Raw genomic sequence first — 21,986 nt, 5'->3', positions numbered from 1 at the left:
AATGAATAAGTACAAGAGATAGTTCTACTGCTACCTATAATCGATATTTATGGAACTTCGGCAGCTGCGCTACTTCGTGACGATCGTCGACGAAGGTGGGTTCACCAAGGCCGCCGAACGGCTGCACTTGACCCAGCCCGGCCTCAGCACCCAGATCCGGCAACTCGAACGCGAACTCGGTCAGCGCCTGCTCGACCGCGGCGCGCGCACCGTGACGCTCACCGACGTCGGCGCCGCCGTGCTCGAGCACGCGCGGGCCGCCCTGGCCGCCGCCGACCGGATCGGCGACACGGTCGGGGAGTTCACGGGATTGCTGCGCGGGCAGGTCCGGCTCGGCATGATCTCCGGGGCGGCGTCGGAAGTATTCGATGTCGCGGGAGTGCTGGCCGATTTCCACCACGATCATCCGCAGGTCGGGATCAGCCTCACCGAGGACACCGCGGAAAGAATGCTCGCGGCCGTCGAGCACGGCGATCTCGATATCGCGCTCACCGGATTGACCGGCGCCCCAACAGGTTCCGGCATCGGCCTGCACGTTATCCTGGAGACCCCGCTCGTCGCCGCCGTCGCGCGCGACGCACCCGTCGACCCCGCCGAATCGGCGAACTCCATCACCCTGGCGACTCTCGCCGACCGCAGGCTGATCTGCCTCACCAGGGGCACAGGTCTGCGCGGAATATTCGAACGATCCTGCACCGCAGCCGGTTTCACCCCGAACATCGCTTTCGAAGCCGCCGCTCCCCCGTTACTGCTCGAGCTCGCGGCGCGCGGCCTCGGCACCGCGATCGTCCCCGCGCTCACCACCGACGAAGCCGCCGAGTTCGGCGTCCGAACCCTCGACATCGTCGCCCCACGAATCCACGGCAGACTCGCCCTCGCCTGGCGCACCGACCGCCCCCTCAGCCCGGCCGCCACGGTGCTGCTCGGCCAATTGCGCATCGCGTTCGGCGCCCGAACCCCGACAACGACTTCCGACGATCCGTCGGGCCATCAACCGTAACTGCGGCTGAAACGCTCCACATAGGGCTCCACCAGCCAGGCACCGCGCTTCCGCGCCTCGATGGCCACCAGGTCCGGGTTGTAGCGTTTGTCTATCACTGTCAGTGGCATGTGCCACACTCGTCGACGATGAGCCGCCACACCACGTTTCGCTACTGCCTCGACCCCGCCGTCGAGCCGTTCGACGTGCTCGCACGGCATGCCGGAGCAGCCCGATTCGCGTTCAACCAAAGCCTCGATTTCGTCAAGACCGCCCTCACCCGTCGGAAAACCTGCCCGGAACAACGCGTGCCGTGGACACGGTTCGATCTGATCAACGCGTTCAACTCCTGGAAGAAGACCGAAGCCGCAGGGCGCGTCTTCACTGTCAGCCCGGGCGGGATCCCCCGAGGTTCAGGTGACCGGGCTGGTATGGCGCGCCCAGGTATGCCAGCAAGTATTCGAAGAAGCCGCGGTCGACTGCGGACGCGCCCTAGCCGCGTTCTCCGAATCCCGTTCCGGTAAACGCGCCGGCAAGCGGGTTGGATTTCCCCGTTTCAAGTCGAAGAAGAAGAGCATTCCGTCGTTCCGGATCCGCAACAAACAAGCCAACACCGGAAGGGCGATGATCCGGGTCGGTGACAACGACACCGCCAGGTCTGTAACCCTGCCTGGGATAGGCGTGGTCAGGGTGCGCGACGACACCCGCCGGTTGCGGCGCCTACTCATCAAGCAACGGGCGAGAATCCTCCATGCCACCGTTTCGTACCGGGCGCGACGATGGTGGATCAGCCTGACCGTCGAAGCTGCGGACTTACACCCGTCTCACCACCACCGACCACGCAAACACGGGAACGAAGGTGGTTGGGTCAGGATCGACCTCGGGTTGACAGTGTTCGCTGTCGCCGCGACCGCCGACGGGACCGAAGTCGATCGCATCTCGGCCGCACCCAAACCATTGACCACCGGGCTGGGCAGGCAACGCCGTCTCGCGAAGTCCCTGTCCCGGAAACAGAAAGGGTCACACAACCGTCGAGACGCAGCCGTTCGGCTGGCACGGCATCATTATCGGATCGCGAATGTCCGCCGTCACTTCGCCCATCAGGTCGCCAACAAGCTGGTCAAAACCCACGACCGGCTCGTGATCGAAGATCTGAATGTGGCGGGGATGCTCGGCAATCGTTGTTTGGCGCGCGCGATCAGCGATGCGGGATGGGCGGACTTCGCCCGGATGCTCACCTACAAGCAGGCATGGCGTGGCGGCACGGTCGCCATCGCGGATCGTTGGTATCCCTCGAGCAAACGGTGCTCGGAATGCGCGACAATCAATCCTGCCCTGACCTTGGCCGATCGAGTGTTCGTCTGCGTGTGTGGGTTTCGCGGTGACCGCGACCATAATGCGGCGGTGAATCTCGCAGTGTGGCCGAACATCGACCAGGACTTTTCACGATCCCCGGACCCCCGAGCAGGGGGCCGGGCCACCAAAGTCCGCCGACAGGAAGGCGCTGACCGACACCCCATGGATGTCGGTGAAACCGGCCTGGTTGACGCGGAAACCGACGTTCACGCCACCCTCGTTGCCGTGAGCCGACGACGCCCGAGAAGGGCGGTGTCTGGACACCTGTAGGTATTCAGACATGCTGTAACCGATGAAGGAGAGCTCGACCGCCGAGTCCGCAGGCACCGTGTCTCTCGATGATCGCCGCTGTCCGATCTGACTACCCAAGGAACCTTCGGTAGAAGACAATTCGGACCCACACGACAAATTTCCCTGATTCGTCAGGAAGCGGGCCGTCGTGCCGATGACGTCGGCGCGAACCTCGGCGTTACGCTGTTTCGATCCGATGGAGGAGAGCTCGACCAGGACGAGGAAGGGCGTGCGTGGTGGAGTCGACTACTGCTGCGAAACTGCAAGAGCTGCGGGACAATCTGAGGGCGGCGCGGGAACCGGCGGGGAAGGCGGGGATCGCCAAGCGTGCGGCGAAAGGAATTCCCAGCCCACGCGAACGCATCGAAATACTTCTCGACCAGGGCAGTTTCACCGAGATCGGCGCGCTGGTGAAGCAGCCGGGCGCGGCCGACGGGCTCTACGGCGACGGTGTGGTCACCGGGCACGGCAGGATCGACGGGCGGCCGGTGGTGGTGATCGCCCACGACCAGACCGTGTTCGGCGGATCGGTGGGTGAGATGTTCGGGCGCAAGGTCGCGATGGCGATGGATCTGGCGGCCGATATCGCGTGCCCGTTCGTGGCGATCAACGACTCCGGCGGTGCGCGGGTGCAGGACGCGGTCACCTCACTGGCCTGGTACGCGGAGATGAGCAGGCGGCAGACGCGGCTGTCCGGGGTGGTGCCGCAGGTGTCGGTGATGTTGGGCAAATGCGCTGCGGGCGCGGTGTACTCGCCGATCAATACCGATGTGCTGATCGCGACCGAGTCGGCGTACATGTTCGTGACCGGTCCCGAGATCATCCGCGAGACCACCGGCGAGGAAGTGACCCTCGACGAGCTCGGCGGCGCGTTCAACCAGGCGAACAACGGCAATATCCACCACGTGGCGGTGGATGAGAAGGCCGCGTTCGAGTGGGCGCGAACATATTTGAGCTTCATGCCGTCGAACTGCTACGAGCGGGCGCCGCTGGTCAATCCCGGTCTGGAACCCGAGATCACCGACTCCGATCGCGAACTCGACTCGCTGATACCGGATTCCGATCGCATGGGCTACGACATGTACGAGGTGTTGCTCCGGATCTTCGATGACGGGGAGTTCCACGAGATCGGCGACGGCGCCGCCCGCAATCTGATCACCGGATTCGCGCGAGTCGACGGACGCAGCGTCGGGGTCGTCGCCAATCAGCCGCTGGTGGCCAGCGGCGCGATCGATGCGCGCGGATCGGACAAGGCCGCGCATTTCATCCGCCTCTGCGACGCGTTCGACATTCCGCTGGTGTTCGTCGTCGACACACCGGGTGTGCTGCCGGGAGTCGAGGAGGAGAGGATCGGCGTCATCAAACGCGGCGGCCGATTCTTCTTCGCGGTTGTCGAGGCCACCGTCCCGATCGTCACCGTGGTGGTTCGCAAGGCCTACGGCGGCGGCTACGCGGTGATGGGGTGCAAGCAGCTCGGCGGCGATATCAACCTCGCCTGGCCGACCGCGCGCATCGCCGTGATGGGCGCCGAGGCCGCGGTGGGACTGACGCAGCGCAAGCAGCTCGCCGCCGTCCCGGCGGCCGAGCGGCCTGCTGTGCGTCAGCAGATGGTCGACTTCTACAACGCCGCGGTCGCGACACCGTGGACCGCCGCCGAACGCGGTTACATCGACGCGGTCATCGAGCCGTCGACCACGCGGCTGGAAATCCGCAAAGCGCTGCGACTACTCGGTGACAAACACGTCGAACAGGCCCCGCGCAAACATCGCCTGATGCCGTTGTAGCGGCGGCGTCACCGCGCCGACGCCAGTAACTACGTGGGCCGGACTCGTCGGAGTCCGGCCCACGGCGGCTACGCGCTGACCGGGCTCGCTTGCGGCACTGGCGAACTACCGCGGCGTGCGACTTCACGCACCAGCAGGTAGATCGGAAACGCGATGGGCGACAACAGGATCGTGCCGACGAGTAGCGGCCCCATCAGCAGCGGATGGATATTGCGCTCACGACTGTCGAGGTAGACCCAGCGCCCGAGGAACAGGTCCCACGCGATGATCTGAGCCCATAGTGCGGTCAGTACGGCAGGGTCGGCGGTGGCTTCGGTGATCGCGTCCAGCGACGGCGAGGTCACCAGTGACCACATCGCGCCGAGCACCGGCACCGCGACGATCGCCCATACCACCAAGGGCACCAGCACTATCCACGGTGAGGAGATGATCGTGCGGGTCCAGCGCCAGGTCGGGGCGAAGATCATCAAGGCCCAGAACGGCACCGTGACGAAGAACGACAGGTCGAACAGCGTGCTCATGCGGTGACTACCTTTCGGGAACCGGCCGCGCTCGCGACCGAGATCATTACTCCGACAACAACTCCGGTCACGATCGCGGCCGCAGCGGTCAGCGTGGCCTGATCGGGATGGATCAACGGCTGCCCACGCAACGCCTGCCAGGTGACCAGCGCGAGCACCGCCGCGTAACCCGCCGACGCGGTGATGATCAGGCCCAGCCGCACCCGCGTCGGACGCAGTGCGGGGATCCGTGGCGCCAGGAACACCAGCAGCGCGGCGAGCAGTGGCAACGCCTGTAGGGCGTGCATGCCGAAGAAGTGCGGAATCCGCAGGTCACCGTCGGTAGTGCTCCACCCGGTCAGCGGCATGCCGGGGGTGCCGTCGGGAGCTCCGACAGTGTGCGCGCCCGCGATTCCCTCGACGCCGGATTCCTGCTGCGGCATCAGATTTCCCAGCGCCAATCCGACCAATGTGATCGCGATGCCGAGACGAATCGACCAGGTGATCGAGGCGTCGCCGAGGCGTTCGCGCATCAGTCCGATCCCGATCACCAGGGTTGCCAGGAACAGGATGACGATGGTGGATCCCATGATCACCCAGAGGGTGCCGTCCAGGGTGGTGGTCATGTTGTAGTGGCTGCGGGTCCCGCGGATCACCTGCCCGAAGATGATCGCCTGTTCGATCACCCCGGCGACCACGATCACCGTGGCCATCCACGAGGCGAGCCGAGAAGGCTTGGGCCGCAACGACATCAACCAAGCCAGGGCCACGCCGTAGAACACGAACGAGATCGCGAACTTGGTCGGCTTGAACCAGGCGGCCGACCCGGCGATCACCCGGTCATCGACCAGCATCCCGATCAGGCCGACCACTACGAGCGCGGCGTTGGCAGCGGCGAAATACATCAGCGGTCGATGCAGAGGGGCGTTGGGGCGGGGCAGCGAGGGGGCGGTCAGGACTGACATTCGAATCTCCCAGAGATAGATAGCTATACTATCCGTTATGGATAGTTAGACTATCCGCTACACATGGCGTAGGCAAGGGGTGGGAACGAAATCGGAGGTAAGAGTGCGGATCTCGGAGTTGAGTGAACGCAGCGGCATCGCGGTGGCGACCATCAAGTACTACCTGCGCGAGGGCCTGCTGCCCCCAGGCGAACGCACCAGCCCCAACCAGGCCAACTACGGCGAAGACCACCTACGCCGACTGCGTTTGATCCGCGCGTTGATCGAGGTGGGCGGGATACCGGTCGCCACCGTCTCCGACGTTCTCGCGGCGATCGACTCCCCCGACCTGCCGCTGTTCCGCGTCCTCGGCCTTGCGCAGGACAGCGTGTCCCCCGACGTGCCCGCCGTGCACGACGCCGAATGGGATCGCGCGTACCAGGTCGTGTGCACGGAGATGGACCGGCGCGGCTGGAGCCGACACCACAGCCTCGAGGCCGTCGACAATCTCGCCAGCATGATCGTCCGCCTGTCGCAACTGGGTTACCGGGACTGGGCCACCACCGCCATGCCCGCCTATTTCGACGGCGCGCGCGTGGTCGCGGAAAACGACGTGACGGCCGCGCTGTCGGCCGGCGACCGCGACGACATCGTCGACGCGGTCGTCGTACTCACGGTCCTCGGCGACACCGCGCTGGCCATCATCCGCCGCATCGCCCAAGCGCAGGTCTCCATGGAACGGCTGAAACCCACCTCGTGAACGACACGGCGGCCCCACGAATTCGCGGGGCCGCCGTGTCGTGGCAGATGTGATGTCAGAGCAGACGTGACAGGAACGCCTGCGTGCGCTCGTGCTGGGGGTTGGCCAGCAGTTCACGCGGCGGTCCCGACTCCACCACCACACCGGCGTCCATGAACACCAGTTCGTCGGCGACCTCGCGGGCGAAGCCCATCTCGTGGGTCACCACAAGCATGGTCATGCCCGAGTCGGCCAGCTCCCGCATGACGGCGAGGACCTCACCGACCAGCTCGGGATCCAGCGCCGAGGTCGGCTCGTCGAACAGCATCAGCTTGGGGTCCATCGCCAGTGCTCGCGCGATGGCCACACGCTGCTGCTGACCGCCCGACAGCTGTGCGGGGTAGGCGTTGCGCTTGGCCGAGAGACCGACCCGCTCGAGGAGTTCCTCGGCCCGGACGATCGCGTCGGATTTGCGGATCCCGCGCACCTGGATCGGCGCCTCGATCACGTTCTCCAGCGCCGTGCGGTGCGGGAACAGGTTGAAATGCTGGAACACCATGCCGATATCGCGACGCTGGACCGCGGCATCACGCTCGTGCATCTCGTAGAGCTTGCCGTTCTTCTCCCGGTAGCCCACGAGATCGCCGTCGACGTAGAGCCTGCCCGCGTTCACCTGCTCGAGGTGATTGATGCACCGCAGGAACGTCGACTTGCCCGAGCCCGACGGACCGACCAGGGTGAGCACCTTGCCGCGCTCCACCTCGAGCGAGATGCCCTTGAGCACCTGGAGCGCGCCGAAGCTCTTGCACACCCGGTCAGCCAGCACCATCGGCGGGACTGCCGCAACTTGTTCGGTCATTTCGCCTTCACCGCCGCCTGCGCCGTGGCCAGTTCCTGCAGCTGCTTGGCCGTGAGCTGCCGGGTGGCACCGCGCGAGTAATACCGTTCCAAGTAGTACTGGCCGACCATGAGGATGCTGGTGATCGCCAGGTACCAGGTGGCACAGACGAGCAGCAGCGGGATCGGCTGGAAGTTCACGCCGTAGATGTCACGGGCGCGGCCGAACAGGTCGGTACTCAGCGGAATCGCGGTGACCAGCGAGGTCGTCTTGAGCATGCCGATCAGCTCGTTGCCGGTGGGCGGGATGATCACCCGCATGGCCTGTGGCAACACGGTGCGGCGCATCGTCTGCGTCCACGACATGCCAAGTGCCACCGACGCTTCGCGCTGACCCTCACCGACGGAGTTGATGCCCGCGCGCACGATCTCGGCCATGTACGCGGCCTCGTTGAGACCGAGGCCGATCACGGCGAACAGGAACGCGGCCTGCAGGCTCTGCACGTCGAGATGGAAGAACTGCGGGCCGAACGGCACGCCGAGGTCGATCTGCTTGTAGAGCGAGGGAACCAGGCCCCAGAACACCAACTGCACATAGACCGGAGTCCCGCGGAAGATCCACAGATACACCCAGGCCGCCGTGCGCAGCACCGGGTTCGGCGACAGGCGCATCACCGCGAGGACGGTGCCCAGACCCACCGCGATCGCCATCGCGAGCACGGTGAGTTCCAGGGTGACGATCGCGCCGGCGGTGATCCGGCTGTCGAACAGGTACTTGCCGTAGGTGTCCCACCGGTAGGCGGGATTCGTGGCAGCGCCGTAGACGAACAATCCCACCAGGATCAGGATGATTGCCGCCGCGATCCAGCGGCCCGGCCTGCGCAGCGGGACCGCTTTGATCGGTTCGGGTTCGGTGCCCGGTCCGGGCACCTCCACCGTGTCTTTCTCGTCGGTCACGTCAGCTCACTGCACCGTTGATCACCGAGGTCTTGATCTGACCGTCCTGCACACCCCAGTTGGTGGTGATCTCGCCGTACTTACCGTTGTCGATCAGGTGCTGCAGCGCCTTCTGCAGGGCCACCGCCAGCGGGGAGGACTTCTGCACGGCCCAGCCGTAGGGCGCGGAATCGAACAGCGGGCCCGCCGACTCGATCTTGCCTTCGCTCTGCTTGATCGCGTACGCGGTCACCGGGGAATCCGCCGACATCGCGTCGACCTGGCCGAGCACCAATGCGTTGGTCGCGGCGCTCTGCTCGTCGAATGCCTTCATATCGATAGCGGGCTTACCCTCGGCGACGCACTTGGCGCTCTTGGCGGGAATCTCGTCGGTGTGCTCGACCGTAGTGGACTGTACGGCGACCTTCTTGCCGCACGCGTTATTCGGATCGATCGCTTTACCGGTTTGCTGGGCCCACTGGATACCCGCGGAGAAATAGGTCGTGAAATCGACCTGCTGTTCGCGTTCGCGCGAATCGGTGATCGAGGACATACCCACGTCGTAGGTGCCTGCCTGAATGGCGGGAATGATCTTCTCGAACGAGGATTCGACATAGTCGACCTTCAGTCCGAGGGTGCTCGCGACGGCGTCGAGGAGGTCGACATCGAAGCCGACGATCTTGCCGCTGGCGTCCTTGTACTCGTTCGGCTGGTACGGCACGTTCACGCCGACGACCAACTTGCCTGCCTGCTTCACCTTGTCGGGGACGGCCGCGGCGAGCGCGTCGACCTTCTCCGCCGACACCTTGCTCACCGAGGCGCCGTCGCCCTCGGTGTTCTCGGCGCAGCCGGTCAACAACAAGGCACCGCCGGCGACGGTACACAGCAGCCGCACGGCGCCACGGCCGAGGACAGTTCGAACAGACAAAGGAGCCTCCACATTTCACGTCGACGCCGGCCACGTGTCAGCGCCTGTTTGGCAATGTATGCGAACCGGACACAGCGTGGTGCGACAGTAACCGAAGATTAATCAGCCAATGTGAAAGGGGTCCCTTCACCTCCGGTGCACGCGGGCACTGACCTGCTCGGTGAATTCGCTGGTGGAAGCCAGGCCGCCGAGATCCGCGGTCGCGATTCCGGCCGCCAGTGTCGCCGTCACGGCGTGGGTAATACGGTCGGCCGTATCATGGAGCACCCTATTGTCGTCACGAACCGCCAACCAGCGCAACAACATTGCCGCCGACAATTGCAGCGCGGCGGGATTGGCCCGATTGTGTCCGGCCAGACCCGGCGCCGCGCCGTGCACGGCCTGCGCCATCGCGCGCGTATCGGAGCAGTTGAGCGAGGCGGCCATGCCGAGGGAACCACTGAGCTCACCGGCCAGGTCCGAGAGGATGTCGCCGAACAGGTTCTCGGTGACGATCACGTCGAACCCGGCAGGTGAGCGGACCAGGTGCGCCGCCATCGCGTCGACGTGTTCGTCGTCGACCCGCACGTCCGGATACTGCTCGGCCACTTCGTAACAGACGTCACGGAACAGGCCGGTCGTCATCGGCAGCACATTGGCCTTGTGCACCACGGTGACCCGCTTGCGCCTGCCCTGCGCCAGTCGCAGCGCCTGATGCGCGATCCGCTCGCACGCCTTGCGCGTGATCACCGCGACCGCCATCGCCACGTCCTCGGTGGGGCGGAACTCCCCCGAGCCTGCGAACATATTGCGGTCGGCGTAGAAGCCCTCGCTGTTCTCCCGGACGATCACCAGATCGATATCGGGCGCCAGCGCGCGCACCCCGGTGAACGCGGCGGCGGGGCGGATGTTCGCGTAGAGCCCGAGGCGTTTGCGGATGACGCCGCCCGGTGCCACCCGCATGTCCGACGGGTAGGAGGCGTTGTCGTGGGGACCGAGGATCCAGGCGTCGAGGTCCTCGAGGGCGGTCATGGTCTGTTCCGGCAGCGGGTTGCCGTAGGCGGCGATCGCCTCGTGCCCGATCAGCAGCGGCACCCACTCCACCGGCGCGAGCCCGGCCGCGCCGATCGCTTCGTCGACGACCGCTCGGGTCGCGGCCACCACCTCGGGGCCGATTCCGTCGCCGTCGATCACACCGAGTCGCAGGTTCGCCTTCACACCGTTCACTCCCCCATCCTCGCGCGTGTCCGGTCCGGATCGAGCGAGTGGGCTGTGCGGACACGCCGCAGCGACTAGTTTCTGCAGATCATGGTGCAGTCGGTGGAGTTGCTCCTCGACGAGGGCGGCGAGACGGAGATCCGCAGGCAATGGGCGGTTATTGCCGAAGCAGGCCTCGGCAGTCGCCACGCCGAGATCTATCGGCCGCACATCACCGTCGCGGTGGCGCGCGAGATCTGGCCGCGCATCGACCACGCGCTCGAGCGGCTCGCGTTCGAGCCGCTGCCGATCCGTTTGGGCGGACTGCTCGTCTTCGGGGCGCGCCGACCGATCCTGGTCAGGGCGGTCGTCGTCACCGCGGACCTGCTCGCCCTGCATCGCCGGGTCAGCGAGGTGGTCTCGCCCTGCCCCGGCAGACCGGCGACCATGGCTCCCGGCGCGTGGACACCGCACGTGACCCTGGCGCGGCGCGTGCCCCCCGAACGGCTCGGCGACGCGGTGCGGGCGGTCGCGGCCGACACCGATTTCCGGTCGCTCATCGTGGGGATTCGCCGCTGGGACGGGGAGGCGCGGCAGGAGCGAATCGTGATCGGGGGAAGATAGTGGGACGCCCCGGCGTTACAGCCGAGGACACCGACAAGGAGAGGACGTCATGGCCACCCAGACGCTGACCCAGCAGAACTTCGACGAAGTCATCACCGGAAACGACGTGGTCCTCGTCGATTTCTGGGCTTCGTGGTGCGGTCCGTGCCGCAGTTTCGCGCCGACCTACGAAACCTCGTCGGAAAAGCACACCGACGTCGTGTACGGCAAGGTCGATACCGAGGCCGAGCAGGGGCTCGCCGCTGCCGCCAACATCCAGTCGATCCCGACCATCATGGCCTTCCGCGAGGGCGTGCTCGTGTTCGCCCAGCCCGGCGCACTGCCGCCTGCCGCGCTCGAGGATCTGGTGACCCAGATCAAGGACCTGGACATGGACGAGGTGCGCAAGCAGATCGCCGAGCAGCAGGAGTCCTCCCCCGCCGAGTAGTTCGGCGCCGCATACCTTGCGCGTAACGCGAAGGGCCCGTTCACCTTTCGAGGTGAACGGGCCCTTGTGTGTTCTGTGTGGTGTCAGCCCGCGAGCAGGTTGACACCGGCGATCATGGCGCGCACGGTCGATTCCGCGCTGCCGGTGGCTGTCGCCACCGCCCAGCCGCGCCTGCCGTTGAACTCGCACTGCATAAAAGTGGCGATGCCGTCGGCGGTCGGGCGCTGATGGAAGTGCAGGATCTCGAGGGGGTAGCCCTCGTCGTAGAGCGCGGAGGTCATCGCCGCGACCGGGCTGCCGGTGGCGATGACGGTGCGAAGGTGGTCGGCGAATTCCAGGGTGGCGGTGAAATCCGTTCCGGAACAAGACCATTCGCGCAGGGCGATGGATCCGTCGGCGCGGGTGTACCGGTCGAGGAAAGCGGCGGGGTCGAGGTCGGTGAGCTCGGCGCGCAGGCCCTTGGGGGCGGCGGCGAACAGGGCATGGTCCAGTGTCAGCGTCATTGCAGGTGAGGTCTTCCCGAAGATGTCTTCGTTGGCAGGGTGGGACCAGCAGAACGATGAAATACAGCCCGCAGCGTAGGGGCTGGTCCGAATCAGACCCCGCTACGGCGGATTACTACGAGAAGAATTCGCCGTGAAGCTTCCTGCGCGGTCTGCGCAGCAGCGACCGCGAGGTCGCGGTCAGCGACTAGCAGCGCGGCACAGCGGGCGGGATTCGGCACGCACTCGAGAATAGGGCGATCGTCGCGAAACCGCAACCTGGTCTACCGCCCGGAGTGTCTACCGGTGAGTACCATCACCGCAGCTCAGGATCGGTAACATCGGGCGCGGTCGCGGCGATTCGACGCTATCGCCGCCGGATCAGCGCCCCGGGATCGTGCCGGGTAGGGGTGCCACCGAGGCGAGCGCGCGCGCCGAGCCGTCGACGTCGACTTGGATGCGCAGGCTGTCGGACCGCGAGCTCGTCCGCAACGCCACCTTGTCGCCCATCATCACCGGGCCGACGTGTTCCACGATCGCCCGGTACGGCAGCCGGTGGCGGTCCGGGTGCGCGGCGAGGGCTTCCTCGACCGCTTCCCAGTACACGGCGTTGTTGACGTGGCCGAGCCGGTCGACGTCGGTGACGCGCAGCGGGAACGGCACCGACTCCACGTGCGGGTCGTCGAGTTCGGCCAGGGCCGCTTTCCAGCGCAGGCGGTGTTCGGTGGTGCCGGCCAGCATGGGCGCCATGAACGCATCGCTCATCCGGGTGGGGCGACCGGCGACGGGGTCGATATGGATCAGGAACGCCGCGGCTTCGATGTGGCCACCCTTCTCACCGCGTAGCCGAATTCGCATGTCGCACCAGCGATTCGAGAGCGCGTCGGCCCAGCGGCGTAGCTGGACGCGGTCGCCGAACACGATCGGCTCGTACACGTCGATGACCGTGCGTCGCACGATCCACGCCTGATGGGCATCGCCGTCCTCGACCGCATCGAGGTGATCGAATCCGATGTCCTGCAGATACCGCGCCACCGCGTCGAGCCGCAACCGGTCGTCGCCATCGGTATCGCCCAGCCGCACCGGCCACGACATCGCGAAGGCCTGCTCGATATCGGGGCAGTCTGGCAGCGGGGTCGCGATGACGGGTTCGGTCATACGGCCGATGCTGCCACAGTTCGCCGCACCCGAGCCGATGCACCGGACCCGGGCGTTGACCGGACCCTCGGAGCACACCTTGAACCGCGGATCTCTTCGTCCGTAAGGTCGGTTCGAAGCCCTCGGACAGGATGGATGCGATGCTGATCGATTTCACACCGGACAAAGCTCTCTACCCCTTCGAGTCCCGGTGGTTCGATTCCTCCGCGGGCCGGGTGCACTACATCGACGAGGGCTCCGGAATCCCCATCCTGTTCTGTCACGGCAGCCCCACGTGGAGTTTTCTCTATCGCAAGATCATCGGTGAGCTGGGCGACCGATTCCGTTGCGTAGCAGTCGATTACCCTGGCTTCGGCTTGTCCGAGCGGCCACCGGGCTACGGCTACACCATCGCCGAACACGCCGCCGTGGTCGGCGAACTCGTCGACCATCTCGAGCTGGACCAGTTCGTGATCATGGGCCAGGACTGGGGTGGGCCGATCGGCGCCGCCGTCGGCACCGCTCGCGCCGACCGGGTTCGCGGGCTGGTGCTCGGCAACACCCTGCTGTGGCCGACGGACACCTGGCCACAGAAGGCCTTCAGCCGGGTCATGGGCAGCAGGCCGATGCAGCGGCGGATCCTGAACAACAACCTGCTCGTCGAGCGGTTTCTGATCGCCGAGCTGCGGAACACGATCAGCGCCGCCGAGGCCGATCACTACCGCAACGTGCAGCCCTCACCCGAGGCCAGGCGCGGCATCGCCGCTATGCCCGGGCAGATCCTGGCCGCGCGTCCACTGCTCGAGCAACTGGCCACCGACGTGCCCGCTCGACTCGGCGCCAAACCCACCTTGCTGGTCTGGGGCATGAAGGACATGGCTTTTCGCGCCTCGGCGTTCCTGCCGCGGATGCGCGACACCTTCACCGATCACCAGGTCCTCGAACTGCCCGACGCCAAGCACTTCATCCCCGAGCACGAGCCCGGCAAGATCGCCGAAGCTATCGGTCGGCGTTTTCTCTAGCGCCGCAACAGGTTTCCCGATGACGGCCGGTAGATCGTGCGCCGACTCCAGCCGCCGGTCACGAGCAAATCACCGGCAAACGAAGTGTGACCAGATCGTGAATCCCCCGCGAGTCGCCGCCCAGAACGGGCGATCGCACTGTAGCGTCGCCGCCGCTAGGCCAATTGTTACTGCGTGAAAGGAATTGTTCGACATGGCATTCGAAGTCACTGGGGCTATCGGCGATCACTACAACGAAGCCGGTGGCGCGTCCAGCCCGCTGGGTGAGCCGACCTCCGCAGAGCAGGACGCCCCCAACGGTGGCAAGTTCCAGGAATTCACCGGCGGAGTCATCTACTTCAAGCTCCCGACCGGAGCCAAGACCGTGTACGGCGCCATCCGACTGGCATGGGAAGCCGAAGGCGGCGCGGGCGGGCGGCTGGGCTACCCGACCACCGACGAGCAGGACATCGACGGCGGCAAGGTGAGCCAGTTCGAGAACGGTTCGATCAGCTACTCGATCGCCGACGATGCCGTGACGGTCAACGCGTAATCAGCGTTCCCTGACACGCCCACAATGGGCACCGACCCGCGCGGGTCGGTGTCCATTGTGCTGTGTGGCCCGGTCAGTGCGCGGCCGCGTCCCAGCTACGGCCGGTGCCGACGGAGACGGAGAGCGGGACCGAGAGTTCGATCGCGGCGGACATCTGTTCGCGCGCAAGGGTTTCGAGCGCTTCGCGTTCGCCGTCGACCACCTCGAAGACCAGTTCGTCGTGGATCTGCAGCAGCATGCGCGAGCGCAGTCCTGCCTCGCGGATCGCGTTCTGCACGTTGATCATCGCGACCTTGATGATGTCGGCGGCGGTGCCCTGGATGGGAGCGTTCAGCGCCATGCGTTCGGCGGATTCGCGGCGCTGGCGGTTGCTGGAGTCCAGGTCGGGGAGGTAGCGGCGGCGACCGAACAGGGTTTGGGTGTAGCCGACCTTGCGGGCCTGATCGACGACGTCGGAAAGGTAGTCGCGGATGCCGCCGAAACGGTCGAAGTAGACGTCCATCTGCTCTTTGGCCTCGGTCGTGCTGATCTTCAGCTGAGCGCTCAAGCCATAGGAACTGAGACCGTAGGCGAGGCCGTAGGACATGGCCTTGATCCGGCGGCGCAGCTCGGGACTCACCTCCGCGATCGGGATGTCGAAGGCCTTCGACGCGACGAAGGTATGCAGGTCCTCACCGGAATTGAACGCCTCGATCAGGCCGGCGTCACCGGACAGGTGCGCCATGATGCGCATCTCGATCTGGCTGTAGTCGGCGGTCATGAGTTCGGCGAAGCCGGGACCGACCACGAACGTGTCGCGGATCTGGCGGCCGGTATCGGTACGAATCGGGATGTTCTGCAGGTTCGGCTCGGTCGAGGAGAGTCGACCGGTCGCGGCGATGGTCTGGTTGAACGTGGTGTGCACGCGACCGTCGTCGGAGACCGACTTGAGCAGGCCGTCGACGGTCACCTTGAGCCGGGTCGCGTCGCGGTGGGCCAGCAGGTGTTCCAGGAACGCGTGGCCGGTCTTCTCGAACAGCGATTCCAGCGCGTCGGCGTCGGTGGTGTAGCCGGTCTTGGTGCGCTTGGTCTTCGGCATGTCGAGTTCGTCGAACAGCACCACCTGCAGCTGCTTGGGCGAGCCGAGGTTGATCTGCTTGCCGATCACGTCGTAGGCGGAGTTCGCGGCCTCGGTGACGCGGTCGGCGAACTGCTGCTGGAGGTTTTCGAGCTGGGCGACGTCGACCGCGATGCCCGCTTCCTCGAGTTGACCGAGCACGCCGAGCAGGGGCAGCTCCATCTCCGTGAGCAGCGGGGTCGATTCGATCGCCTCGAGTTCGGTATCCAGGGCGACGGCCAGGTCGGCGACCGCGCGGGCGCGCAGCATCTCCTCGCGCGCAATATCGGCGGCGAGGGTGTCCTCGTCGTCGAGCAGGGAGAGCTGGCCGGTGTCGCCGGTCTCGACGCGCAGTTCGCGCTTGAGGTAGCGCAGGGACAGGTCGTCGAGGTTGAAGCTGCGCTGGCCGGGGCGGACCAGGTAGGCCGACAGGGCGGTGTCGGTGGTGAGACCGCCCAGGGTGAAGCCGCGCCCGCGCAACGCGTGACCGGCGGACTTGGCCTCGTGCAGGGCCTTGGGCACCTCGGGGTCGGCCAGCCAGGCCGCGAGGGCGGTTTCATCGTCGGGGGTGAGCACGGTCAGGTCGATGTAGCCGCCCTCACCGTCGGCGGCGGCGATGGCCAGTGCCCGCGCGTCACCGTGCACCGGAGTGCCGGTCCCGACGATCGAGAGACCGTGGCGCACACCGGCTTTCGCGTGCTCGGCCAGCCAGTCGGCGACCGCGCCCTGATCGAGGGCGCCACCGCTGATCTCGAAACCTGATTCGGCTTCCGGCTCGGGCGAACCGAGGGTGTCGAAGAGCCGGTCGCGCAGCACCCGGAACTCGAGGTCGTCGAAGAGCTGGTGGATCTTGTCGCGGTCCCACGGCGCCTTGATCAGCTGGTCGGGGGTGTAGGGCAGCGGCACCTCGCGCACCATCTCGGTGAGCTGGCGGTTGAGCACCACACTCGACAGGTTCGCGCGCAGCGAGTCGCCGACCTTGCCCTTCACCTGGTCGACCCGGTCGACGAGGGTGGCGAGGTCACCGTATTCGCGGATCCACTTGGCGGCGGTCTTCTCCCCCACGCCGGGAATGCCGGGCAGATTGTCGCTCGGGTCGCCGCGCAGAGCCGCGTAGTCGGGGTACTGCGCGGGGGTGAGGCCGTATTTGGTCTCCACCTCGGCCGGGGTGAAACGGGTTAGATCCGAGACGCCCTTCTTCGGGTAGAGCACGGTGACGTCGTCGTTGACCAGCTGGATCGCGTCGCGGTCGCCGGTGACGATGAAGACCCGGTAGCCCTGAGCGACGGCCTGGGTGGTGAGGGTGGCGATCACATCGTCGGCCTCGTAGCCGTCGATGGCCATCACCGGAATGCCCATCGCGCCGAGCACGTCCTTGGTGAGTTCGACCTGCCCACGGAACTCGTCGGGGGTGGCGCTGCGATTGGCCTTGTACTCCGGGTACGCCTCGGTGCGGAAAGTCTTGCGCGACACGTCGAACGCCGCGGCCACATGGCTCGGCTTCTCGTCGCGCAGCAGATTGATCAGCATCGAGGTGAATCCGTACACCGCGTTGGTGGTCTGACCCGTGACGGTCTTGAAGTTCTCCGCCGGTAGCGCGAAGAACGCGCGATAGGCGATCGAATGCCCGTCCAGGAGCAGCAGCGTAGGCCGCTCGCCGTCAGGGGCAGTGGTCGTAGTCGATGCCTGCGCAGTCGTCGGTGAACTCACGCGCATGAGTCTAGGCACCCCCACCGACAGATCCGGCCCCGCATCGCTCGATCGCGATACGGGGCCGGACGGTGGACGAATCCCGGGTCAATCGACACCCAGGTAGGCCGACTTGACCGCGGGGTCGGTCAGCAACGACGCACCGGGGCCGGACTTGGTGACCTCGCCGGTTTCCAGGATGTAGGCGCGATCGCTGCGGGTCAGGGCCTGTTGGGCGTTCTGTTCCACGAGCAGCACGGTGGTGCCCTGGCGGTTGATCTCGCTGATGATCCGGAAGATCTGCTGGATCACCATGGGGGCGAGACCCATCGAGGGTTCGTCGAGCAGCAGCAGCTTGGGCCGGGCCATGAGGGCGCGGCCGATGGCGAGCATCTGCTGTTCGCCGCCCGACATCGTGCCGCCGACCTGCTTGCGGCGTTCGGCCAGGCGGGGGAACAGTTCGAAGACCCAATCCAGGGTCTGCTGGTACTCGGTCTTCTTCTCGAAAGGCCTGCCGTAGCAACCCATGTCGAGGTTCTCCGCGACTGTCATGCCGGGGAACACACCGCGGCCTTCGGGCGCCTGGATGAGACCCTCGACCACCCGATCGTGCGCCTTCATCGTGGTGATGTCTTTGCCCTGGAACAGGATCCGGCCCGAGGTGAGCGGTAGCAGGCCCGACATCGCCCGCATGGTGGTGGTCTTGCCCGCGCCGTTGGCGCCGAGCAGGGTCACCAGTTCACCCTCGGCGACCGAGAGCGAAATGCCGTGCAGCGCTTCGATCCGGCCGTAGTTCACGACCATGTCCTGCACCTCGAGCAGCGGCACCGCCTTCTCGGCAACGGCTTCGGGCTCGTCCTCGCGCGCCTGCACCACAACCGGCGAAGGGGTCGCCCCCTCCTCCGCAGCGGCCACGGATTCCTCGCGCACCTCGGCGATGGTGTCCGCGTCGGGCACGCCGAGGTAGGCCGCGATCACCGCCGGGTCCTCGCGCACCGCGGTGGGCAGGCCGTCGGCGATCTTGCGCCCGAACTCCAGGACCACGATCCGGTCGGTCACGCCCATCACCAGGCGCATGTCGTGCTCGATGAGCAGCACGGTGTAGCCGTCGTCGCGGATCTTGCGGATCAGATCCATCAGCGCCGACTTCTCGCTGGGATTGAAACCAGCAGCCGGCTCGTCCAGACACAGCAGTTTGGGCTCGGTGGCCAGCGCCCGCGCGATCTCGAGTCTGCGCTGATCTCCGTAGGACAGGTTGCGGGCCTTCTCCACCGCGCGCGGCGCGATGCCGACGAACTCGAGCAGCGCCATGCCGCGTTCGATGGCGTCACGTTCCTCGCGCTTGAACTTCGGGGTGCGGAACACCGCGCCGGGCACCGAGGTGGTGTGGCGAGCGTCGGTGCCGACGACCACGTTCTCCAGCGCCGTCATCTCGCCGAACAACCGCACGTTCTGGAACGTGCGCGCGATACCCAGCCGGGTGATCTCGTTGCGCTTGGTCTTGGCCAGTGGCCGACCGTCGAAGTGCACGCTGCCCGACGCGGGCTTGTACACGCCGGTGATCGCGTTGAAGCAGGTGGTCTTGCCCGCACCGTTCGGGCCGATCAGCCCGAGGATCTCGCCGCGGCGGATCTCGAAACTCACCCCGTCGAGCGCGGTCAGACCGCCGAACTTGACGGTCAGACCGTCGGTGCGCAGCAGCGGCTCGCCGACGGCGGTCTCGATCGCGCGATGCGGCGCGACCACCTCGGCGACAGTGTCGGCATCGGCGAGTTCGGGCATCACCGCGGTGACGTCGACCTCGCCGGTCGGCTCGACCTCGGGCGGTGGCTGGTAGCCGGCCTTCATGTCTTCGTTGTCATACAGCGCGTCTCCCGCGCCCGGCCCCGTCATCGCCCTGCTCCGATCGATTCGGCCGCCGGCTTGCGCACAACGGCCTGGTACACCTGTCTGCCGTAGGCGAGCAGCTTCTGCCGCACCGGGAACAGACCCTGTGGCCGCAGAATCATCATCACCACGAGCGCGATGCCGAAGTAGAGGTACTTCAGGTCACCGAGGTTCTGCGCCCCGCCCTTACGGAACAGCAGCACGCTGCCGAACAGCAGCAAGCCGGCGATCACCGCGAAGATCGCCAGGGCGATCACCACGCGTCTGACCCACACGCCCAGCTGATCACCGCGCAGACGCCACAGCAACCACAGCCCGATCAGCAGCGCGATATCGAGGCCGAGCAGCAGGTAGCCGGTCGACTCGTTCGACACCAGCTGCACCGACTGCAACCGCATCGGCAGGTACGCGATGAGGAACGCGCCCACGATCACGCCGAGCTTGTTGCCCGAACCACCGAGCACGACCGCGCACAGGAACAGCATCGACAAGATGATGTCGAACTGCTTGGGGTTCACGTAGGTGACCTGACCCGCATACATCGCGCCGGACAGACCACCGACCGAAGCGCCGATCACGAACGCCCACAGCTTGAACTTGAAGGTCGGCACGCCCATGATCTCGGCGGCGTCCTCGTCCTCGCGGATGGCGACCCAGGAGCGGCCGACCCGGCTGCGTTCGAGATTGCCGATGATCAACAGCACCACGATCACCAGGACCATGCCGAGCCAGAACCACCAGGTGCCGCTACTGGCCCGATCGAACGGGTTCCAGCTGCTCTTGTCACCGAGGTTGCCCGGGGAGAAGTAGCCACCGGGGTGCGCTTCGGATTCACCGACCTCGGGGTAGGCGATCTTGGACAGGCCGAGGCTGCCGTTGGTCAGATCGCCCAGGTTGTCGGCCATCAGGCGCACGATCTCACCGAAGCCGAGCGTCACGATCGCCAGGTAGTCGCCGCGCAGCCGCAGGGTCGGGGACCCGAGGATCAGACCGGCCAGCGCGGTCAGCGCGACCGCGATGGGCAGACAGGCCACCCACGCCCAGCCCGAGCTGAGCCATCCGCCGTCGGTTTGGTTCCACGGACTGTTCGGGCTGGTCAGCAGGCCGACCGTGTAGGCACCGACGGCGTAGAAACCGACGTAGCCGAGGTCGAGCAGGCCCGCCTGGCCGACCACCACGTTGAGGCCGATGGCGATCAGCGCGTACATGGCGAACTGCGCCATCACACCACCGAAGCTCACGCCCGGAGTGTCGAGCAGCGGTGGCGGGAACAGCGGCATCAGGGCCAGCAGGGCGATGATCGGCACACCGACGGCCCACTGGGCAGGCCGCGAGAGCCCGTCCCACCAGCTACGGATCGCGTCGCCGACGCCACGCCGGTCCTTGGGTGCCACGGGAACTTCCGGAGTTTTCGTCAGGTCTGTCATGCGCGTGCCCTCCCCAGGCTCTCGCCGAGGATGCCGGTCGGCCGGAACATCAGCACGGTCACCAGCAGCACGAACGCGACCACGTCACGCCATTCGGTGCCGAACAGGATCTGCCCGTATTGCTCGGCGATGCCGAGGAGCAGACCGCCGAGCAGCGCGCCACGCAGGTTGCCGATACCGCCGAGCACCGCGGCGCTGAACGCCTTGATACCGAGGATGAAACCGCCGGAGAAGATGATGCCGGTGGGAATGTAGAGGGTGTACAACATCGCGGCGGCGCCCGCGAGCAGACCGCCGATGAGGAAGGTCAGCACGATGACCCGCTCGCGCGAGACACCCATCAGGGTGGCGGTGTCGGGGTCTTGGGCCACCGCGCGGATGGCACGGCCGAATTTGGTTCTGTTGATGACGATCTCGGTGGTGACCGCGAGCACGATGGCCGCGGCGAAGATCACCAGCGCCACATTGGTGACCTGCGCGCCGAGGAAGGTGAACTGCACCTTCGGCTCCACGAGCCGGATTCCGGTCTGGGCGTTGGAACCGCCGAGACCCGGCTTGATCTTGGGCAGGATGTAGTGGACGAACTCCTGGATCACGAACGACATACCGATCGCGGTGATCAGGAAGGCCAGCGGTTTCGCGCCGCGCCTGCGCAGCGGCCGGTAGGCGATCCGTTCGAGCCCCACCGCGGCGATGCCCGAGACGAGCATGCCGAACAGCATCGCCAGACCGAGGTAGAGAACCGTCAGCAGGACACCCTGGGAATACACGTTGCCGCTCGGCGCGAAGCCGAGCAGTTCCAGTCCCACGTAGGTACCGAACATGCCGAGCATGAAGATCTCGGAGTGGGCGAAGTTGATCAGTCGCAGCACGCCGTAGACCAGCGTGTAGCCGACAGCCACCAGGGCGTAGATCGAGCCGTAGGTCAAGCCGTCCACGGTCAATCGCCAGAACTGGTCGATCACCCCGGAGACGTTGAAATCGATGGACCCCTCGGCCAACAGGGTCACACCGAGCGAAGCCGCTGATGTCATGATTACTCTCGCGTCAGGCGCGCGGTGGGGGGGGGGGGACACCCCCCCCCCCCCCGGCGCCCCAGAACGGGAAGAAATTACAGGGGTACACCCAAAAATGGTATTTGGGCACGGCCCCCGCGCGCCCCCCCATATAAAGGGGGGGGGCCCCCCGGCCGG

Annotated in this window: 22 protein-coding genes; 9 read left to right on the top strand and 13 right to left on the bottom strand. The window is 66.2% G+C overall.

The window, feature by feature from the left end:
• The first annotated feature begins 49 nt into the window (after positions 1-49).
• Positions 50-1,000 (top strand): LysR family transcriptional regulator, encoded by a 951-nt coding sequence (locus ACFWPK_RS18795; RefSeq protein WP_378917382.1) that lies wholly within the window; start codon positions 50-52, stop codon positions 998-1,000.
• Here ACFWPK_RS18795 and ACFWPK_RS18790 read toward each other — a convergent pair.
• Entirely contained in the window at positions 991-1,284 is a 294-nt protein-coding gene (locus tag ACFWPK_RS18790) for a hypothetical protein (protein ID WP_378917613.1), read from the bottom strand. The genes ACFWPK_RS18795 and ACFWPK_RS18790 overlap by 10 nt on opposite strands.
• Here ACFWPK_RS18790 and ACFWPK_RS18785 point away from each other — a divergent pair.
• From ACFWPK_RS18785 to ACFWPK_RS18775, 3 genes are all read left to right on the top strand, one after another.
• Positions 1,186-1,503: a hypothetical protein gene (locus ACFWPK_RS18785; protein ID WP_378917603.1), complete on the top strand. Its 318-nt coding sequence runs from the start codon at positions 1,186-1,188 to the stop codon at positions 1,501-1,503. The genes ACFWPK_RS18790 and ACFWPK_RS18785 overlap by 99 nt on opposite strands.
• A complete protein-coding gene (locus tag ACFWPK_RS18780) occupies positions 1,397-2,605 on the top strand; it encodes an RNA-guided endonuclease InsQ/TnpB family protein (RefSeq protein ID WP_378917381.1) in 1,209 nt (402 codons plus the stop codon). Before ACFWPK_RS18785 ends, ACFWPK_RS18780 begins: the two co-directional genes overlap by 107 nt.
• Before the next feature lie 257 nt (positions 2,606-2,862).
• Positions 2,863-4,410, top strand: a complete 1,548-nt coding sequence (locus ACFWPK_RS18775; protein ID WP_378917601.1) for an acyl-CoA carboxylase subunit beta — start codon at positions 2,863-2,865, stop codon at positions 4,408-4,410.
• A gap of 68 nt (positions 4,411-4,478) precedes the next feature.
• Here the strand turns inward: ACFWPK_RS18775 and ACFWPK_RS18770 are convergent, their stop codons facing one another.
• Together ACFWPK_RS18770 and ACFWPK_RS18765 are read right to left on the bottom strand one after the other, a co-directional pair.
• Positions 4,479-4,931 carry an ABA4-like family protein gene (locus ACFWPK_RS18770; protein WP_378917379.1) on the bottom strand — a complete coding sequence of 151 codons (453 nt, stop codon included), beginning with the start codon at positions 4,929-4,931 and terminating at the stop codon, positions 4,479-4,481.
• Positions 4,928-5,875, bottom strand: coding sequence for a hypothetical protein (locus ACFWPK_RS18765; RefSeq protein WP_378917377.1), 948 nt, complete (start codon positions 5,873-5,875; stop codon positions 4,928-4,930). The genes ACFWPK_RS18770 and ACFWPK_RS18765 overlap by 4 nt, the downstream gene beginning before the upstream one ends.
• 118 nt (positions 5,876-5,993) lie before the next feature.
• On the opposite strand from ACFWPK_RS18765, the gene ACFWPK_RS18760 reads away from it, so the two are divergent.
• On the top strand, positions 5,994-6,614 hold the full coding sequence (locus ACFWPK_RS18760) for a MerR family transcriptional regulator (RefSeq protein WP_378917375.1): 621 nt from the start codon (positions 5,994-5,996) through the stop codon (positions 6,612-6,614).
• Between the two features lie 55 nt (positions 6,615-6,669).
• Here the strand turns inward: ACFWPK_RS18760 and ACFWPK_RS18755 are convergent, their stop codons facing one another.
• From ACFWPK_RS18755 to ACFWPK_RS18740, 4 genes are all read right to left on the bottom strand, one after another.
• Positions 6,670-7,422: an amino acid ABC transporter ATP-binding protein gene (locus ACFWPK_RS18755; RefSeq protein WP_378917599.1), complete on the bottom strand. Its 753-nt coding sequence runs from the start codon at positions 7,420-7,422 to the stop codon at positions 6,670-6,672.
• A gap of 26 nt (positions 7,423-7,448) precedes the next feature.
• Positions 7,449-8,387, bottom strand: coding sequence for an ABC transporter permease subunit (locus tag ACFWPK_RS18750; RefSeq protein ID WP_378917373.1), 939 nt, complete (start codon positions 8,385-8,387; stop codon positions 7,449-7,451).
• Position 8,388: 1 nt separating this feature from the next.
• Complete coding sequence (locus tag ACFWPK_RS18745) at positions 8,389-9,294, bottom strand: ABC transporter substrate-binding protein (RefSeq protein ID WP_378917371.1); 906 nt, start codon at positions 9,292-9,294, stop codon at positions 8,389-8,391.
• 126 nt (positions 9,295-9,420) lie between these two features.
• On the bottom strand, positions 9,421-10,500 hold the full coding sequence (locus ACFWPK_RS18740; protein ID WP_378917370.1) for an isocitrate/isopropylmalate dehydrogenase family protein: 1,080 nt from the start codon (positions 10,498-10,500) through the stop codon (positions 9,421-9,423).
• A 93-nt stretch (positions 10,501-10,593) separates the two neighbouring features.
• On the opposite strand from ACFWPK_RS18740, the gene ACFWPK_RS18735 reads away from it, so the two are divergent.
• Together ACFWPK_RS18735 and trxA are read left to right on the top strand one after the other, a co-directional pair.
• Positions 10,594-11,094: a 2'-5' RNA ligase family protein gene (locus ACFWPK_RS18735; RefSeq protein WP_378917369.1), complete on the top strand. Its 501-nt coding sequence runs from the start codon at positions 10,594-10,596 to the stop codon at positions 11,092-11,094.
• Between the two features lie 49 nt (positions 11,095-11,143).
• Positions 11,144-11,521: a thioredoxin gene (trxA, locus tag ACFWPK_RS18730; protein WP_056824580.1), complete on the top strand. Its 378-nt coding sequence runs from the start codon at positions 11,144-11,146 to the stop codon at positions 11,519-11,521.
• Positions 11,522-11,604: 83 nt separating this feature from the next.
• Here trxA and ACFWPK_RS18725 read toward each other — a convergent pair whose 3' ends face one another.
• Positions 11,605-12,024 carry a 2-keto-3-deoxygluconate kinase gene (locus tag ACFWPK_RS18725; RefSeq protein WP_378917367.1) on the bottom strand — a complete coding sequence of 140 codons (420 nt, stop codon included), beginning with the start codon at positions 12,022-12,024 and terminating at the stop codon, positions 11,605-11,607.
• Between the two features lie 360 nt (positions 12,025-12,384).
• Positions 12,385-13,161, bottom strand: coding sequence for an acyl-[acyl-carrier-protein] thioesterase (locus tag ACFWPK_RS18720; RefSeq protein ID WP_378917365.1), 777 nt, complete (start codon positions 13,159-13,161; stop codon positions 12,385-12,387).
• A gap of 140 nt (positions 13,162-13,301) precedes the next feature.
• Here ACFWPK_RS18720 and ACFWPK_RS18715 point away from each other — a divergent pair, with 140 nt between their 5' ends.
• Both ACFWPK_RS18715 and ACFWPK_RS18710 read left to right on the top strand, forming a co-directional pair.
• The gene (locus ACFWPK_RS18715; protein WP_378917363.1) at positions 13,302-14,162 is read left to right on the top strand and encodes a haloalkane dehalogenase; all 861 of its coding nucleotides are present in this window, start codon (positions 13,302-13,304) and stop codon (positions 14,160-14,162) included.
• A gap of 193 nt (positions 14,163-14,355) precedes the next feature.
• Positions 14,356-14,694, top strand: coding sequence for an LGFP repeat-containing protein (locus ACFWPK_RS18710; RefSeq protein WP_378917361.1), 339 nt, complete (start codon positions 14,356-14,358; stop codon positions 14,692-14,694).
• A 73-nt stretch (positions 14,695-14,767) separates the two neighbouring features.
• Here the strand turns inward: ACFWPK_RS18710 and polA are convergent, their stop codons facing one another.
• The 4 genes from polA to ACFWPK_RS18690 all read right to left on the bottom strand — a co-directional run bounded on the left by polA (position 14,768) and on the right by ACFWPK_RS18690 (position 21,827).
• Positions 14,768-17,506 (bottom strand): DNA polymerase I, encoded by a 2,739-nt coding sequence (polA, locus tag ACFWPK_RS18705; protein WP_378917360.1) that lies wholly within the window; start codon positions 17,504-17,506, stop codon positions 14,768-14,770.
• Positions 17,507-17,587: 81 nt separating this feature from the next.
• Positions 17,588-19,372, bottom strand: coding sequence for an ATP-binding cassette domain-containing protein (locus ACFWPK_RS18700; protein WP_378917358.1), 1,785 nt, complete (start codon positions 19,370-19,372; stop codon positions 17,588-17,590).
• Positions 19,369-20,793: a branched-chain amino acid ABC transporter permease gene (locus ACFWPK_RS18695; RefSeq protein ID WP_378917356.1), complete on the bottom strand. Its 1,425-nt coding sequence runs from the start codon at positions 20,791-20,793 to the stop codon at positions 19,369-19,371. The genes ACFWPK_RS18700 and ACFWPK_RS18695 overlap by 4 nt, the downstream gene beginning before the upstream one ends.
• A complete protein-coding gene (locus ACFWPK_RS18690) occupies positions 20,790-21,827 on the bottom strand; it encodes a branched-chain amino acid ABC transporter permease (RefSeq protein ID WP_378917355.1) in 1,038 nt (345 codons plus the stop codon). Before ACFWPK_RS18690 ends, ACFWPK_RS18695 begins: the two co-directional genes overlap by 4 nt.
• Between the last annotated feature and the right edge of the window lie 159 nt (positions 21,828-21,986).

Source organism: Nocardia sp. NPDC058519 (assembly GCF_042719755.1).
Taxonomy (GTDB): Bacteria; Actinomycetota; Actinomycetes; order Mycobacteriales; family Mycobacteriaceae; genus Nocardia.
Note: the sequence above shows the minus strand (reverse complement) of the source record. Positions and strands in the feature narration are given on the sequence as shown.